The following is a 16,251-nucleotide window of genomic DNA, read 5'->3' on the forward strand; positions in this document are numbered from 1 at the left end:
AGGAAGAAGTGGGAGACCACTTCTTTTTTGATACGTGCATAGTTTTCTTTCTTATTTTGGAATACTACAGGGAGAAAGAAAAGAAGGAGTTGAAAAGTATGTCTAAGAAAAAGAAAGAAGAAGAGCGCGCGTGGAAAGCACGTAAAGAAAATCAAAAACCACATGGAAAAGTGAAAGCTTTTGCTGAATTAGTTGAAGGAACAGAAAAAACGTGATGAGTATTTCATCACGTTTTTTGTATGAGTGGGAAAGTTAATAAGAAGGTTGTACCAGTACCTTTTTCACTTATAATATCAATTTTTCCGTTCATAGCTTGAACTACACTGAATACGACCATCATTCCAAGACCAGTACCTTTCTCTTTCGTTGAGTAGAAAGGGGATCCGAGGCGTTTTACTTGTTCTTGATCCATGCCAACTCCTGTATCTTTTATATATAATTGAATATGTTTATGATCTGGAACTAATGTGAAATAAAGATCACCGCCTTTTGGCATGGCCTCAATGCAGTTTTTTAAAATATTTAACAAGCATTGATTTAGTTTTTGTTTTTCTCCCGCGATAAAAAAAGAAGTACTTTGCTTTATATAATGAGTACGCACATTTGCTAAATTAGCAAGCGGTGTAATTAGCGATAATGCATGTAATAGTTCTTCTTCTAACTGTAATCTTTGTTCTTTTTCAATACTTGGTTTTGCAAAGGTTAAATAATCTGTAAGAACATGGTTTGCTTGTTCGATTCCGTTGATGGCTATGTCGATATATAGTTTTCGCTCTTGCTCAGTGCATGTATCTGACTGTAAAAGTTGTAAAAATCCTTTTGTTGAAGTTAATGGGTTGCGAATTTCATGAGAGATGGATGCTGCCATTTCACCAATTAAATGAAATTTTTCAGCATTCATAAGTTCGTTTTGTAGACGAACTTGAGTTTGTAATATGTGTAATAAATATAAAATAAGGATAGTACCAAGTATCGTACATAACTCATACACAATAATATGTGGTATATAATCAGCCTTATTTGTAACCTTTGAAAGGAAGAAAGGTATCCAACTAAATCCGTATGTGAGACTGTAGATAATAGCAAGTATTATTTTTATACGATTAGAAGTTCGATTGAAAAATTTGTATGTAAATAGTAGAACAATAAATAGAAGGATAGAACCGATAAGCGATGGGAAAACACCTATTCCTCCTAATAAGAAGCGATATATATTTAATACAACTAATATTGATCCACCAGCAATAGGACCTCCAGTTAATGTACCGACAACTAATACGATATGACGCATATCAAATTGAAATCCATAATTTGTTTTTGCTGCGAAAGTGATACATAGTATAGTAACGAGGCAACATAATACAATAAATATAGCTGAATTTAATTTAGGAGAGCGTTTCCCTTTTTGATTCCAAAATAAATGGTATACGAGCATTGTAACAAGGATGAATAATATATTTAGAAAGAGATAAATAATAAAGGATTTCAGTGGGATGCCTCCTCTCTTCTCATATTAAATTAATCATACTATAAAATGAAAGAAATGAAATGAGAAATAGCGGAAAAATCAGAAATTTTTTCTGGTTGTATACAATATGTTACAATAAGCTTTGTCAATGAAAGAAGGAATTCCGTGCGATGCGCGGGAGAGGTTCGCGAACTCCCTCTATAAAAAACTATGGAAACAACAATATCTTTAGGTATTGTTTTGTTTTTTTATTGTGACAGTTCAAGAACGTTCTTTCTTCTTATTCGTAGTAGAGAAGGAGAATGAGTGAAATGAAAAAAGAAAAGGCAGTTGTTGTTTTTAGTGGAGGACAAGATAGTACGACATGTTTATTTTGGGCAATAGAGCAGTTTGCAGAAGTAGAGGCTGTAACGTTTAATTACAATCAACGTCATAAGTTAGAAATTGATTGTGCAGCAGAAATTGCAAAAGAGCTAGGAATTAAACATACGGTACTTGATATGAGTCTATTAAATCAACTTGCTCCAAATGCGTTAACGAGAACGGATATGGAGATTACACATGAAGAAGGTGAATTACCATCGACGTTTGTAGATGGACGAAATTTACTATTCTTATCATTTGCTGCTGTATTAGCAAAACAAGTTGGAGCACGTCATATTGTAACGGGTGTATGTGAAACTGATTTTAGTGGTTATCCAGATTGCCGTGACGTGTTTGTGAAATCGTTAAACGTTACTTTAAATTTATCCATGGATTATCCGTTCGTAATTCATACACCACTTATGTGGATTGATAAAGCGGAAACATGGAAATTATCAGATGAACTTGGAGCATTCGAGTTTGTTCGAGAAAAAACATTAACATGTTATAACGGAATCATTGGTGATGGTTGTGGTGAATGTCCAGCATGTCAACTTCGTAAAGCAGGATTAGATACGTACCTACAAGAGCGCGAAGGAGCGAGTAACTAATGGATAACTTCTTTGGATTTCGCATCGTAGAAAATTTGCAAAAAATGGACAAGGATATTCAGCGCAAACAGCTTAAATATCATAATAAAAGAGTAATGGTCAGCAAGGAATTTACATTTGATGCAGCACACCATTTACACTGTTATGAAGGGAAATGTAAAAACTTACATGGTCACACATATAAAGTTGTATTTGGTATTAGTGGATATGTGAATGAAATAGGTCTTGCGATTGACTTTGGAGATATAAAAGAAATTTGGAAGAATGAAATAGAAATTTATTTAGACCATCGTTATTTAAACGAAACGTTACCAGCGATGAATACGACTGCTGAAAACATGGTCGTTTGGATTTACGAAAAGATGGCAGAAGCATTAATAAAAGATAATCGTGCGAACGAATATAAAGGAGCTCGCGTTGAATTTGTTCGTCTGTTCGAGACGCCAACTAGTTATGCGGAAGTAAGACGGGAGTGGATGCTTGATGAGTAAAATCCCTGTCTTAGAAATATTTGGTCCGACTATTCAAGGTGAAGGAATGGTTGTGGGACAAAAGACGATGTTTATCCGTACAGCAGGTTGTGATTATAGCTGTGCATGGTGTGATTCTGCTTTTACGTGGGATGGATCGGCTAAGGATCAAATTAGACAGATGACAGCAGAGGACGTATGGAATGAGCTTGTAGAAATTGGTGGCGAAAATTTTTCTCATGTTACGATTTCAGGTGGAAATCCAGCATTGTTGAAAAATATTGAGTTTCTTCTTTCTATATTAAAAGAGAATGGAATGCGGACGGCAATCGAAACACAAGGGAGTAAATGGCAAGATTGGTTACTTCAAATTGATGAGATAACGATTTCTCCAAAACCACCAAGTTCGACAATGAATACTGATTTTCAGAAGTTAGATGCTGTTATTCAGAAACTAGCAGGAAAAGATATTAGTTTAAAGGTAGTAGTATTTGATGACTATGACTTTGAGTATGCAGTTAAGATGCACGAACGTTATCCAGATGTACCATTTTTCTTACAAGTAGGGAATGATGATACAAAAACTGTGGATGATGCAATGTTAATTAAAAAGCTATTAGATAAGTATGAGTGGCTTATTGAAAAAGCTGTTAACTGTAAAGAAATGAATAATGCAAAAGTATTGCCGCAGCTTCATGCGTTAGTATGGGGAAATAAACGCGGAGTATAATGAGAAGGGATGTTTAAAATGGCAGGAAGATTAGATGAAGATTTAAAAGATGTAACATTATTAGGAAATCAAAATACAAAATACTTATTTGAATATAGCCCAGAAATTTTAGAGGTATTTGATAACAATCATCCAAACCGTGATTACTTTGTTAAATTTAATTGTCCTGAATTTACAAGCTTATGTCCGAAAACAGGCCAACCAGATTTTGCGACAATTTATATTAGCTACATTCCAGAACAAAGAATGGTAGAGAGTAAATCTTTAAAGCTATATTTATTTAGTTTCCGCAATCACGGTGACTTCCACGAAGATTGCATGAACGTTATTATGAATGATTTAATTAAATTAATGGATCCGCGTTACATTGAGGTATGGGGTAAATTTACACCACGTGGAGGGATTTCCATTGATCCTTACTGCAACTACGGTCGCCCAGGAACGAAATATGAACAAATGGCAGACTACCGCATGATGAACCATGATCTATATCCAGAAACAATTGATAATCGTTAATATATAATAGAAAGAAAGGATCTGTATGACATACAGATCCTTTCTTTCTATTATATTATGCATTTTGATTAATGACAGTATAGTTTTTATGACTTACAACTGTAAGAGGTTCCATATCTAGTTCTCTAAAATTTTCCATAATTGTTATATCTACAATAACGGAGTTTTGATTTACTTTTTGAACACGGCCTTGCATTCCACCTTTAAATTCAATGATATCTCCAGTTTCTGCGATCTGCATAAGCAACTCTCCTTGTTACAGTTTTCCCAAAAAAGAATAATTTTGGTTTTTTTATTTCTTCCTATTTTGAACCATATTGTCCAGTTTGTAAATGTTTCCAAAGTAAAAATTCGAAAAATATTCACATTTTGTAAGAAAATATGCAAGAACTCCATGTTAATAGAAAAAAAGAACGGTTTAAATGCGAACATCTTTATATGGGGGTATAATAAAAAATATACAATAACCTACTAAAGTGGGAGAAATTAGAGGCGGTAAAATGATGTTTGAATTTGTGGGGAGTGTTATAGCATTAACTTTATTTGTATTTTCTTATATAAATTTAAAAAAGATTCGTCATCATGAAACGACTACATATTTTGATGGGATGGATGGTATACATGCTGGGGTCACGTATGAGAGTGGCGGGGATATGTAAAGGTGTATAACTTTCTTTTTTTGCGTGGTATGATATTAAAAAATAGTACATAATAGAGTTCGTAAGTGATGAATGGAGAGTGGAAAGAATGAAGATTTCTTTTATTCGTCATGGTCGCTTAGATCGTACTATAGAACCAATGACGGTTACATCCTTTCATGCATGGATGAAAGGATATGACTTACATACTACAACAGAACAAGCACCTATACCAATGGAAACAAAGGAAGCGGTTGAAGCAGCAAAATTGATTGTAACGAGTGATCAAAGGTGTGCTGTACAGTCAGCAGCTGAATTAATGGATTCTTTATCCTTTATGCAAAATTCTCTTTTTAGGGAAGCTGAAGTTCCGACGAGTTTTTATGCTCCGAAATGGTTGAAATGTAAACCTAATGTATGGATGTTTATCGGACGAACATTATGGATACTTGGTTACCATAAAGATGTTGAGTCTTATAAGGAAGTAAGAGCGCGGGCAAGGCAAGCGGCTTACTTATTACATCGTTACGCCCTCGTACATGGAAGTATTGCTCTTGTAGGTCATAATTATATGAATGCAATGATTGGTGCGGAACTGAGAGCAATGGGATGGTCCGGTTCTCCTATTTTACATAGGAAGCCATGGGGATGTACAATCTATACATTCCACGAAGCGATGGATGGTAATGCATTACATACAAATTTAACATAAAAGCACACGATTTATATAAATCGTGTGCTTTCTTTTTAAGATATAGAAACTTTGATGTTTAATGTTTTTACAAGATGTGCATAAGGTTCGCCTACGAGCATAACGATTTGATCTTTTTTATAACCTAGCTTCTCGTATAGTGAATAGGCACGTTTGTTTTCTAAATTAACAAGTAATGCGATTTTTTCATACACCTTTTCAGTTGCATGGATTTCAGCAGCTTCAATTAATTTAGAACCAATGCCTTTTCCGCCATATGCACTTGAAACTGATAATGTATCAATGTAATATTCATCAAGTTCAGCTTCTTTTTCTAACGTAATCGATTCATCTTTATGTAATTCTCTTAAGTAATGTACAATTGGTGTATCAAGCGTTGTTGCTTCACTACCGTGATAAGCGACAATAACTCCAACTGCATCACCGTCTTGTTCATATACAAAACAGTTTTCGTAGCTCAGTCGATTTCTCTCTTTTGAGAACCATGTTTCAAGTCCTAGTAATACTTCTGTCTCAACTGTGCTACCAGTGATTTTTTCAGCAATTTCGTGCAGAGCGTTATACAATAAAGGCGCTACTAGCTTCGCATCTGTCTTTTTTGCTTTCCGAATCATAGTATCCCTCCTAGTTCTATTTGTATATTGTAGCATAGTGGTATGGAACTTTGCATAATTGAATGTCGAAATGTTTGATATAGAGAAGTAGCTATGTTAGTATATGATATTTAGTGGACATATAGTAAAGTGATATCGTTTGCAAATAATGAAAATGAAATGAAGGTATAGCATCTGGATAATTTTACAGTTGTTGACCTAAAGAATATACGATAAAATAAAATATTGCATAGAGGTGAAATACATGGATGAGCAATTAGCAAATACAATTTTGGATCAGCTGAAAAATGGTGAAATAAAGGAGTATGTTGCAACGAAAGATGTATTTTATACGTTTAGGAAAGTTGTAGTAGGGCGTGAAGATTTTAAACATATTATTGGGAACGCGCAGCGCGGCGGACAAGTAATTTATACATATTCAGAAACGCCACGTTCGTAACTAGAAGACTATAGGGGAGGAGAATTATGGGCGATTTTAAACAAGGTATATTACCGCATTGGGATTATATGTGGAAAGACAGAGTCGGCAATAGGTTTATGGGGATGGTTATGTACCCAGAGAAACGAAAGTGTTCGGAAAAAATGCTTCGAAAAATAAAAAGAGCATATGAAGAGGCTATAGAAATTAAAGTAACTGTACAAGTTCAACATACATATCAGCACGTAGAAGGAATGATTGTGTACTTTGATGAAGAAGCTCCTGTATGTACAATGATTGATAAAGATGAAAATCCACATCATATATTTGTAAAAGATATTTTGCGTATTGAGCACTCTGAATAATCTTTTCATAAATAAGTTGAATTTCCATAGTAATAATCTTTTTCTATAATAGTTATCTTTTAGTATGTAACGCGAACCGAAAGTATATGTATAATATTTAATAAACTAAAATTGATAAATGTAATCGTTTTTTAGAACAGATTATCGTTTCATGTCTGTTCTTTTTTGCGTGATGCTGGAGAAATATATTCCTCCAGCATTTGCCGTTTTATGACAAAATATATTGGTAACTTTTTTAAAAATAAGGTTAAATTCGTTGACAACTTTTTTGAAAAGCACTTTATTGACATGAGTTTTAGAATGTTGTTTCATAGTCATTGTATTGAAAAAAATCGACTATCTTGTCGAAAAGTAAAATTTAAAAAAAGAAAGAATTTATACATATATCTTGTGTCTTATTTTGAAACGTAATACAATATATAGAGAAATCAAGAAGCAACATACAGAGAGTATAGATTGGAGAGGGAGGGTCGGAAATGATAGTTGCATATGATTCTATGACAGGAAACGTGAAGCGTTTCATTCACAAATTAAATATGCCGGCCGTTCAAATTGGTGAAGATCTAGTAATAGATGAAGACTTTGTTTTAATTACGTATACAACAGGTTTTGGCAACGTACCAGAACGTGTTTTAGAATTTTTAGAGCGCAATAATGAAAAATTAAAAGGCGTATCTGCAAGCGGCAATCGTAACTGGGGAGACATGTTCGGTGCAAGTGCTGACAAAATTTCTGCTAAATATGAAGTGCCTATTGTATCAAAATTTGAGTTATCAGGAACAAATAACGATGTAGAATATTTTAAGGAAAGGGTGCGGGAGATTGCGACACATTGAACTGAATAATGAAATCACGCAAATGCAGGACGGTTTTTATCAGCTTCATAAAGATAAAGAGGCATTAGAAGTCTTTATGGAAGAAGCTAGAGAGAATACCGTTCATTTTAATAGCGTGGCAGAGCGAATGGAGTATATGAAAGAACATGATTACTATTACAACGTTCTGGACGAGTATAGCTTGGAGGAAGTAGAAGAGGTATATAACATCGCTTATGGTGAAAACTTCGAGTTCCAATCTTATATGGCAGCATCTAAGTTCTACAAAGATTATGCGTTAAAAACAAATGATCAAAAACAATACTTAGAAAGCTATGAAGATCGTGTAGCAATTGTTTCATTATACTTAGGACGCGGTGATGTTGCGAAGGCAAAACACTTCGCAAGCATGATTGTAAAACAAAACTACCAACCAGCGACACCAACCTTTTTAAATGCGGGACGAAGCAGAAGAGGAGAAATGGTGTCTTGTTTCTTGTTAGAGATGGATGACAGCTTAAATTCAATCGGCTTTAACATTAATACTGCAATGCAATTATCGAAAATCGGCGGGGGAGTAGCCTTAAACTTATCTAAGCTACGCGCACGCGGTGAGCAAATTAAAGGTATCGATAATGCTGCAAGTGGTGTAGTACCTGTTATGAAATTACTTGAAGATTCGTTTTCATATGCGAATCAGCTTGGCCAACGAAAAGGTGCCGGCGCAGTATACTTAAACATTTTCCATTGGGATATTATTGAATTCCTTGATACCAAAAAAATAAATGCCGATGAGAAGAGCCGTATTCAGTCTCTATCAATCGGAATTATCGTTCCAAGTAAGTTCTTTGAGCTTGCTGAGAAAAACGAACCTTTCCATGTTTTTGCGCCTTATACGGTGTATAAAGAATATGGCAAGCATCTAGATGATATTGATATCGATGAAATGTACGATGAATTAATGAGCAATCCGAAAGTGAAGAAGAAGCCGCTAGATATTAGTGCACGTGATATGCTTATTAAAATCGCTATGATTCAGCTTGAGTCTGGTTACCCATACTTAATGTTTAAATCAAATGCAAATAACCAACATCCACTGAAGGATATTGGAACTGTGAAGATGTCGAACTTGTGTTAAATATGTAGCACCTTCTAGTAGAAATGCTAGTCGAAAACTCCGTTAAACGGGGAAAGCCTCAAATTTGAGGTAACCTACCGTGCTAAATCTTATCTTAGAATGAAAATATAAAAGTTCAGAATGTATCTTATTATTTTGTATAGCAGAGTTATGGGACAACATAAAGTAATAAGAGACTTTCTGAAGTATTAAGATAAGTAAAAGCCTAACGACTATCCCTTAGGGGAGTAGAGCGCAAGCGATTGGCGTTCGAAAAGCGGAGCACCTAATCAGGTAATGCTGTAGGTGATGATATAGTCTGTCCTGTATGGTGACATACAGCAGTTGCTTGAGCAACGGACTGAGGAGTAGCGAACTCGGTTGAACATTCGAGACAGAAATCTTCCAGCTTCAAGAAACTTCTGAAATAAATGATTACGGTACAGATGATATTATCCGTCGTGATATTAACTGTAATTTAGGATCGTTAAATATCGTGAATGTAATGGAAAATAAAGAAATTCGTGAAGCAGTTCATGCAGGAATGGAAGCTTTAACAGCTGTTTCTGATATGACGATCATTCCGAATGCACCAACTGTGAAAAAAGCAAATGATGAGCTTCATTCAGTTGGACTTGGTGCCATGAACTTACACGGATATTTATCTAAAAATAAAATTGCTTATGAAAGTGCAGAAGCGAAAGAGTTTGCTCGTACATTCTTTATGATGTTAAATTACTACTCTATTGAGAAAAGTATGGAAATCGCTAAAGAAAAAGGCGAAACATTTAAAGACTTTGATAAGTCTGATTATGCGAACGGCACATACTTTGAAAAATACGAAACGACTGATTATAGCCCGGTAACTGAAAAAGTTCAGCAACTATTTGATGGAATTCATATTCCAACAAAAGAAGATTGGACAAGTTTAAAAGAGCAAGTGAAGAAGAATGGATTATATAATTCATACCGTCTTGCCATCGCACCTACGCAATCGATCAGTTACGTTCAAAATGCAACTTCAAGCGTAATGCCGATTGTAAGCCAAATTGAGTCAAGAACGTATGCGAATGCGACAACATATTATCCAATGCCGTATTTATCAAAAGATACGTTCTGGTACTATAAATCGTCTTACGATATGAATCAGTTTAAATTAATTGATTTAATCGCAGAAATCCAAGAACATATTGACCAAGGAATTAGTACAATTCTTTACGTTAACAGTGATATTTCAACACGTGAATTAGCACGTTACTACATCTATGCACATAAAAAAGGCTTAAAGAGTCTGTATTATACAAGAACACGTAAGTTAAGCGTAGAAGAGTGCGTGGCTTGTACCGTTTAATGGCATATGGCCATACTAAATGAATAACCCAACAGTATGAGCAGGGTTATGAACCCTGCTCATACTTGGTTTGTTCTACTAAACGGTTAGCTTTTCATTGTTAGATGGAAATTTAACCGTTCAGTAGAACAATAATAGATATAGGGGTGATTCAATGCGCGCTGTTAACTGGAATAAAAAAGAAGATGATTTCAGTTTAATGTTTTGGAAGCAAAACATCGCTCAGTTTTGGACAGAAGAAGAAATTGCGGTTTCATCTGACAAAAATACTTGGGTGCAATTATCAAAAGAAGAGCAAATTGCTTATAAGCGTGTATTAGGTGGTTTAACACTTTTAGATACGAAACAAGGTGGCGAAGGTATGCCTCTTGTACTTGTTCATCTTGAAAATTTACAAGCAAAAAGTGTATTAGCTTTCATGGGTGCTATGGAAGAAGTACATGCGAAAAGTTACAGCCATATTTTCACAACGTTAGCTACTGAAGAAGAAATCGATGATATTTTTGACTGGGTAGACAATCATCCATTACTTGAGAAAAAAGCTGGTATTGTTACTAGTTACTATCGTCGTTTATTAAAGCCTGAAGTAACGAAAAAAGAGTTATACATGGCAATGGTAGCAAGTGTGTTCTTAGAAAGTTACTTATTCTATAGTGGATTCTTCTATCCACTTTACTTAGCTGGTCAAGGGAAATTGACAGCAAGTGGTGAAATTATTAACCTTATTATCCGTTAACTTATAGCGGCCTTTGGTAGAGATACCAATTGAAAAACCCTTTTAATTGCTGGGAACCCCTATTGTAAATTTATCTGTTTTATTATTGATGAATACATTCATTCAGGTTATTCTCTAACTATCAATAGATGGAAAGGAGAATAGCTGATAGGGCAATCAGCAGCGAAGCCTTTATCTAGCGATAACATGTACGGAATTTACTATTTGAAAATCAATGGGAAGTATTATATTGGTAAAGATGTGCAAGTTTCTAATTTAAAACGAATTAAGGAACATATGTGGATGTTAAAGAGTGGCACACATTATAATAGGTATTTACAAGCAGCATACTGTAAATATGAATTCACCTTAGAATATGGAATTCTAGAGGAGATAGAATGTTCATTGGAAGAATTGAGTGAGATTGAGCAACAGTATATCTGGCAATATGACTCTTATAATAATGGCTATAATTTGACTTTAGGTGGAGAAGGATTAGGTGGCATTAAATTCACTGAAGAACAATTAGAGAAGAAAAGACAACGTGTTATAGGTGAAAAAAATCCACAATCTAAAATTACAGATGCGCAATTTTTTGAGATTGTAGAACTATTAAAGTGCGGAAAGACAAACCCGGAAATTGCTGAAATATATAATCTTCATCCAAATTATGTATCTTTAATTCGACATAAGAAACGTTTTAAACATCTTTGGGAAAAAGCGCCAAATTATATGCCAGTTAAATCTGAACACCAACTGAAAACAAGGGGGTGTGTTACTCTGGAAATGTTTTTAGATATTGTTCAGATGTTACAAGCTGGTGAATCAAATGCGTCCATTGAAAGAAAACATGGGTTATCGAGCGGCACAGGAAGCCGTATCAGACATCGAAAACTGTACAAACAGTGGTGGGTGCGATACGTAGATAAAGGAACGTTCAACGACTATCCCAATGGCGGTGAAATTCCGCAATAGGAGTAGGGCCAAGCGGTGGGTGAGAATCCCTTAAATCGAAATGGAGGGCTACCTGAGAAGGTAGATGATATAGTCTCTTCTTGCAGGAAACTGCAAGCTGTATGAAATGACGGTATAGGCGTAGCGAACCTATATGAAGGTAAAGGATGAGTCAATTCACGGCGTATTCGTCGGTATTTTAGCACAGCAACTCTTCGCAGAACTTTCTGCAGAAGATCAACAAGAAGTTCAAAAAGAAACACAAGAGTTATTAATGGAACTATATGAAATTGAAATGGCATACACAGAAGAAATTTACACTTCTATCGGTCTTGTAGAGGATGTAAATCGTTTCGTTCGTTACAATGCGAATAAAGGACTTATGAACTTAGGACTTGAGCCGAAGTTTGAAGAAGAAGAAATTAACCCAATCGTTTTAAATGGTTTACGTACAGATACGAAAAACCATGACTTCTTCTCTGTAAAAGGAAATGGTTACGTAAAAGCAACGAACGTTGAAAAGTTATCTGACGATGACTTCGTGTTCAATTTTTAATATATGATCATAAAGAAAAGCTGTCTTATTCATCGATAAGACAGCTTTTCTTTATGGATTTGTTTACATAACACTATTATTTTCGTATAACGATTTCTGTTGGAAAAGTTCTATCCGGCTAATGGATAGAACTTTTTTGTAATTAAATGGGTATTTACAATCTTTTTGTATCTGTGTATTATTTAACTAGTACACCGATACAAAAGGAGGGAAGAAATGAAAATAGAGTTTTCTCCAAATACACCAATTTACATTCAGGTAATGGAATACATAAAAAAAGAAATTGTAACAGGACATTTATTGCCTGGTGATAAAATTCCCTCTGTACGTGAATTAGCGAGTGAATTACAAGTAAATCCAAATACGATTCAGCGTACATTTCAAGAGCTAGAACGGGATAGGGTTGTTGTAACACGTAGAGGAATGGGACGATATGTAACGAATGAAGGGGAGAGAATTATGGAGCTGCGAAAAGAGATGGCGAAAGAATTACTTCATTCTTTTATAGATGGAATGGACAATTTAGGTTTTTCAGAAGAAGAAATTGTTACAATCCTTCGTTCTTCATTACATGAGAAAAGGGAGGAGAGCGAATGACAGAGTTATTAAAAATAGAAAACTTATGGAAGAGATACGGGTTAAAAGCAGTGATCCGTGAATTAAACATAGAGATTACGGAAGGGAAAATTATAGGGCTCGTTGGAGATAACGGAAGCGGGAAAACGACGTTATTGAAAATGATTGCCGGTCTGCAGCATCCTTCCGAAGGGAGTATTACAATCGCTGGTAAAAAGGTCGGATTGGAAACGAAAGAAGTTGTTTCTTTTATGTCGGATAAACCAGTATTTGATGATTGGATGACGGTAAAAGACTCTTTATTTTTCTATCGAGATTTTTATAAAGACTTCGACATTCAAAAAGCGGTAGATACGATTGCGGAATTTAAAATACCGTTAGAAGAAAAAATTACAGCTTTATCAAAAGGTATGGTTGAAAAGCTACAAATTATTTTAACATTTTCGAGAAAAGCGAAGTTATACGTACTAGATGAACCGCTTGGCGGAATTGATCTCGTTTCTAGAGAGCACGTATTGAATCTCATTCTACAATTTTATAGAGAAGATTGTACGATACTAATTTCGACTCACTTAATAAATGAAGTTGAAAATATTTTTGATGAAGTAATCTTTTTAAAAGATGGGGAAATTGTATTGTATGAAAATGTAGAAGAGTTACGCTTTCAGCGAGGAAAAGCTGTTGCAGATGTGTTTAAGGAGGTGTTTAGTAAGTGAAACCGTTACTTTCTTATTTATGGAATGTGAATAAGAAAAAATATATTGTTACTTTTTTAGTCTTCGTGTTAATTGAAGCAGTTTTATTTTCACAAATGATTGTAAAAAAGAGTGAGGCAGCTTTAATTAAACAAGAGGCGATATTTGGATTCATTATTATGATCTTCCTATTTTATGTTTTGTATATGTTTTTACAAACGATGAAGTCGTGTTCACGATTACTAACAAATCCATTGTTACGGGTTACAGCAATATCAGGGAAGCAATATGTTTTTTCTATACTTATTTTCTTTTTTATTGTAATGGCTATATGGTATGGAATATGCGGAATTCTTTTCTATATAGGTTATGTATTAGCATTTCCTACAACGTATGTATATAGAGATGCACAAGAGATGATACAACCAGGTATAGTAAACAATTTAATATATGCAATGAGTGATTTGTTTGAATTATCATTTGCGATGTTACAAATTTTATTAGTAGTTACTCTTGCTAAATGGTTTACAAAGAAGAAAAAAATACAAAATATACTGATTGTGATTATTCTTTTAATAGTAAGTACAGTGATTACTTTAGTGACAACACTACTAGGGAGATTAGCCCCAGCTTTCCAAGGATTGCGAAGGGTAGAATATCGTAGTGAAGGGAAAGGTCTTTTTATTGATATGTTTCAAGAAACTGGATTTAACATTTTTAATATAAGTTTTATGGTAATTGTTAGTGTCCTCATAGTATATGTAATTTCTTATATTATCGATAAAAAACTAGAAGTCTAAAGGAGGAATGGGCATTGGGAAACGTAGTAGTAAAGTTAGAGAATGTTCGAAAAAAGATTGGTGGAACGGAAATTATTCGCGGTTTATCATTTGAAGTTCGTGAAGGGGAAGTATACGGGTTTCTTGGACCGAACGGTAGCGGTAAAACGACGACAATTCGTATGATGACAGGTCTTATATCAATGACAGAGGGCGATATTACAATTTGCGGTCATAGTATTCGCACAGAGCGTGAAAAGGCGCTAGAGCAAATTGGAGCGATCGTAGAAAACCCTGAACTATATGATTATATGACTGGAATGCAAAACTTGAAGCATTTTGCGAACATGGCAATTACACCAATTCGTAAAGAGCGCATTGCTGAGATTGTAAAGCTAGTTGAATTAGAGCATGCGATTCATAAAAAAGTGAAAACATATTCACTTGGTATGAAACAACGTTTAGGAATTGCACAGGCATTACTTCATCAGCCGAAAATCTTAATTTTAGATGAGCCGACAAATGGATTAGATCCAGCTGGTATTCGTCAAATTCGAGATTATTTACAGCGTCTAGCGAAAGAAGAGAATATTGCTGTAATCGTATCAAGTCACTTATTAAGTGAAATTGAACTCATGTGTGATCGCGTCGTTATTATTAAGCAAGGCGAGTTTGTACAAGAGTATAACTTACATGAACAAGCGAAACATGATGAGACAGTCGTCGTAGCGTTTGAAGTAGATCAAGTACAGAAAGCAAATGAGATCATTAAAGGTAAGTCGCAAGGAAATGTAATTGCAGTATCTGTAACGAAAGAGGAAATCCCGCAACTTGTAAAAAGACTTGTGAATGACGATGTGCTTGTATACGGAGTTACTGTTCAAAATAAAACGTTAGAGGATGAGTTCTTAGCGATTACAGGGGGAGTGAAAGCGTAATGTTTAAATTAATTCAAAATGAATTTTTAAAGTTGCATGCGAAAAAAGGTATGTATATGTTAATTGGTGTTATTGCAGTATTGGAGATTTTGGGAGTTTTAGCAATGCTGAAATGGGGAGACGGAAGTGAATTTAAAGGATCGTATTTAGATTTTGCAAGTTCAGAGATTGGCTTAATTACTTTGTTTGCAACAATTTTTGGCATTACGATTGCTTCTCGTATGATTACGGATGAGTTCCAAAAAGGTACAATTAAGCAGTTATTAATCCGTCCAAGAAAACGAATGACAGTATTATTCTCTAAATATATTACAGTGTTACTTACTATAGTATTTATCATATTTGCTAGCACGTTCATTGCAATGATTGTTGGCGGAATTGTAATGGATGGTAGTAAAACAGAATTAACGGTAGGAATCGTAATGAAATCTACTTTATATCAAGTACTTTCACCGTTCTTCTTTGCGACGCTTGCATTTTTCTTAGCGAACGTATTTAGAAAGTCTGTCTTACCATTAATTATTACGATGTTCCTCTTCTTTTTACAAGGACCAATTAATATGGTACTGATGATGTTTGCAAAAGGTGTAGCAAAGTTTGTAGTGTTTTTCCATTTAAATTTAAGTGTGTACGATAGCAATAAATTAGTAAGCGGCGGAGCGGAACCTACATTTACAGAGTTTACATTTACAACTTCCTTATTACTTGTAGCTGCATACTTTGTTGTATTACTTGTAGCATCAAGTGCATTATTCCAAAAACGTGACGTATTATAATAAAAGAAATCCCCGCTTGTAAAAACGGGGATTTTTATTACATAACTTTCTCGTAGATTTCAATGGAAAGAAAA

General features: G+C 34.7%; 20 protein-coding genes, 3 pseudogenes and 1 riboswitch. Of the genes and pseudogenes, 20 read left to right on the forward strand and 3 right to left on the reverse strand.

Annotation, left to right across the window (positions count from 1 at the left end; all coding sequences use genetic code 11):
* The first annotated feature begins 98 nt into the window (after positions 1-98).
* The gene (locus BAQ44_RS31440; RefSeq protein WP_000038254.1) at positions 99-215 is read left to right on the forward strand and encodes a DUF6254 family protein; all 117 of its coding nucleotides are present in this window, start codon (positions 99-101) and stop codon (positions 213-215) included.
* 11 nt (positions 216-226) lie between these two features.
* Here the strand turns inward: BAQ44_RS31440 and kinB are convergent, their stop codons facing one another.
* Complete coding sequence (kinB, locus tag BAQ44_RS15535; RefSeq protein ID WP_071722266.1) at positions 227-1,435, reverse strand: sporulation sensor histidine kinase KinB; 1,209 nt, start codon at positions 1,433-1,435, stop codon at positions 227-229.
* A gap of 207 nt (positions 1,436-1,642) precedes the next feature.
* Positions 1,643-1,686, forward strand: a riboswitch (PreQ1 riboswitch).
* 93 nt (positions 1,687-1,779) lie between these two features.
* On the opposite strand from kinB, the gene queC reads away from it, so the two are divergent.
* From queC to queF, 4 genes are read left to right on the forward strand one after another with little or no spacing between them, the layout of a single operon-like run.
* Positions 1,780-2,442: a 7-cyano-7-deazaguanine synthase QueC gene (gene queC, locus BAQ44_RS15540; RefSeq protein ID WP_000711596.1), complete on the forward strand. Its 663-nt coding sequence runs from the start codon at positions 1,780-1,782 to the stop codon at positions 2,440-2,442.
* The gene (gene queD, locus BAQ44_RS15545; protein ID WP_000368410.1) at positions 2,442-2,933 is read left to right on the forward strand and encodes a 6-carboxytetrahydropterin synthase QueD; all 492 of its coding nucleotides are present in this window, start codon (positions 2,442-2,444) and stop codon (positions 2,931-2,933) included. Before queC ends, queD begins: the two co-directional genes overlap by 1 nt.
* Positions 2,926-3,642, forward strand: a complete 717-nt coding sequence (gene queE / locus BAQ44_RS15550) for a 7-carboxy-7-deazaguanine synthase QueE (RefSeq protein WP_071722268.1) — start codon at positions 2,926-2,928, stop codon at positions 3,640-3,642. The genes queD and queE overlap by 8 nt, the downstream gene beginning before the upstream one ends.
* Positions 3,643-3,660: 18 nt before the next feature.
* Entirely contained in the window at positions 3,661-4,158 is a 498-nt protein-coding gene (queF, locus tag BAQ44_RS15555) for a preQ(1) synthase (RefSeq protein WP_000918895.1), read from the forward strand.
* A gap of 55 nt (positions 4,159-4,213) precedes the next feature.
* On the opposite strand, the gene BAQ44_RS15560 is transcribed toward queF, so the two are convergent.
* On the reverse strand, positions 4,214-4,399 hold the full coding sequence (locus BAQ44_RS15560; protein ID WP_001165081.1) for a YkvS family protein: 186 nt from the start codon (positions 4,397-4,399) through the stop codon (positions 4,214-4,216).
* Positions 4,400-4,658: 259 nt separating this feature from the next.
* On the opposite strand from BAQ44_RS15560, the gene BAQ44_RS30685 reads away from it, so the two are divergent.
* Positions 4,659-4,817 (forward strand): hypothetical protein, encoded by a 159-nt coding sequence (locus BAQ44_RS30685; RefSeq protein ID WP_161491759.1) that lies wholly within the window; start codon positions 4,659-4,661, stop codon positions 4,815-4,817.
* Positions 4,818-4,905: 88 nt separating this feature from the next.
* The gene (locus BAQ44_RS15575; RefSeq protein ID WP_071722272.1) at positions 4,906-5,508 is read left to right on the forward strand and encodes a histidine phosphatase family protein; all 603 of its coding nucleotides are present in this window, start codon (positions 4,906-4,908) and stop codon (positions 5,506-5,508) included.
* Positions 5,509-5,543: 35 nt separating this feature from the next.
* On the opposite strand, the gene BAQ44_RS15580 is transcribed toward BAQ44_RS15575, so the two are convergent.
* On the reverse strand, positions 5,544-6,122 hold the full coding sequence (locus tag BAQ44_RS15580; protein ID WP_063261904.1) for a GNAT family N-acetyltransferase: 579 nt from the start codon (positions 6,120-6,122) through the stop codon (positions 5,544-5,546).
* A gap of 244 nt (positions 6,123-6,366) precedes the next feature.
* Between BAQ44_RS15580 and BAQ44_RS15585 the strand changes: the two genes are divergently transcribed.
* The 13 genes and pseudogenes from BAQ44_RS15585 to BAQ44_RS15650 all read left to right on the forward strand — a co-directional run bounded on the left by BAQ44_RS15585 (position 6,367) and on the right by BAQ44_RS15650 (position 16,177).
* Complete coding sequence (locus BAQ44_RS15585; protein WP_000344283.1) at positions 6,367-6,561, forward strand: protein YkzS; 195 nt, start codon at positions 6,367-6,369, stop codon at positions 6,559-6,561.
* Positions 6,562-6,587: 26 nt separating this feature from the next.
* Complete coding sequence (locus BAQ44_RS15590; protein ID WP_071722274.1) at positions 6,588-6,905, forward strand: hypothetical protein; 318 nt, start codon at positions 6,588-6,590, stop codon at positions 6,903-6,905.
* A gap of 476 nt (positions 6,906-7,381) precedes the next feature.
* Positions 7,382-7,741 (forward strand): class Ib ribonucleoside-diphosphate reductase assembly flavoprotein NrdI, encoded by a 360-nt coding sequence (gene nrdI, locus BAQ44_RS15600; protein ID WP_000634376.1) that lies wholly within the window; start codon positions 7,382-7,384, stop codon positions 7,739-7,741.
* A pseudogene (locus tag BAQ44_RS15605) lies at positions 7,728-8,855 on the forward strand (ribonucleotide reductase N-terminal alpha domain-containing protein); the annotation flags it as partial. The gene nrdI and the pseudogene BAQ44_RS15605, both read left to right, overlap by 14 nt.
* A gap of 382 nt (positions 8,856-9,237) precedes the next feature.
* Positions 9,238-10,188: a ribonucleotide reductase barrel domain-containing protein gene (locus BAQ44_RS15610; protein WP_306472068.1), complete on the forward strand. Its 951-nt coding sequence runs from the start codon at positions 9,238-9,240 to the stop codon at positions 10,186-10,188.
* A gap of 154 nt (positions 10,189-10,342) precedes the next feature.
* A pseudogene (locus BAQ44_RS15615) lies at positions 10,343-10,921 on the forward strand (ribonucleotide-diphosphate reductase subunit beta); the annotation flags it as partial.
* 189 nt (positions 10,922-11,110) lie between these two features.
* A complete protein-coding gene (locus BAQ44_RS15620; protein ID WP_063261906.1) occupies positions 11,111-11,878 on the forward strand; it encodes a GIY-YIG nuclease family protein in 768 nt (255 codons plus the stop codon).
* A 139-nt stretch (positions 11,879-12,017) separates the two neighbouring features.
* Positions 12,018-12,413 (forward strand): annotated as a pseudogene (locus tag BAQ44_RS15625) (ribonucleotide-diphosphate reductase subunit beta); the annotation flags it as partial.
* Between the two features lie 216 nt (positions 12,414-12,629).
* On the forward strand, positions 12,630-13,010 hold the full coding sequence (locus tag BAQ44_RS15630; RefSeq protein ID WP_071722276.1) for a GntR family transcriptional regulator: 381 nt from the start codon (positions 12,630-12,632) through the stop codon (positions 13,008-13,010).
* The gene (locus BAQ44_RS15635; protein ID WP_071722278.1) at positions 13,007-13,705 is read left to right on the forward strand and encodes an ABC transporter ATP-binding protein; all 699 of its coding nucleotides are present in this window, start codon (positions 13,007-13,009) and stop codon (positions 13,703-13,705) included. Before BAQ44_RS15630 ends, BAQ44_RS15635 begins: the two co-directional genes overlap by 4 nt.
* Entirely contained in the window at positions 13,702-14,484 is a 783-nt protein-coding gene (locus BAQ44_RS15640) for an ABC transporter permease (protein ID WP_071722280.1), read from the forward strand. The genes BAQ44_RS15635 and BAQ44_RS15640 overlap by 4 nt, the downstream gene beginning before the upstream one ends.
* Before the next feature lie 14 nt (positions 14,485-14,498).
* On the forward strand, positions 14,499-15,401 hold the full coding sequence (locus tag BAQ44_RS15645) for an ABC transporter ATP-binding protein (protein ID WP_071722283.1): 903 nt from the start codon (positions 14,499-14,501) through the stop codon (positions 15,399-15,401).
* A complete protein-coding gene (locus tag BAQ44_RS15650) occupies positions 15,401-16,177 on the forward strand; it encodes an ABC transporter permease (protein WP_071722284.1) in 777 nt (258 codons plus the stop codon). Before BAQ44_RS15645 ends, BAQ44_RS15650 begins: the two co-directional genes overlap by 1 nt.
* Positions 16,178-16,251 lie beyond the last annotated feature (74 nt).

Source organism: Bacillus mobilis (assembly GCF_001884045.1).
GTDB lineage: Bacteria > Bacillota > Bacilli > Bacillales > Bacillaceae_G > Bacillus_A > Bacillus_A mobilis.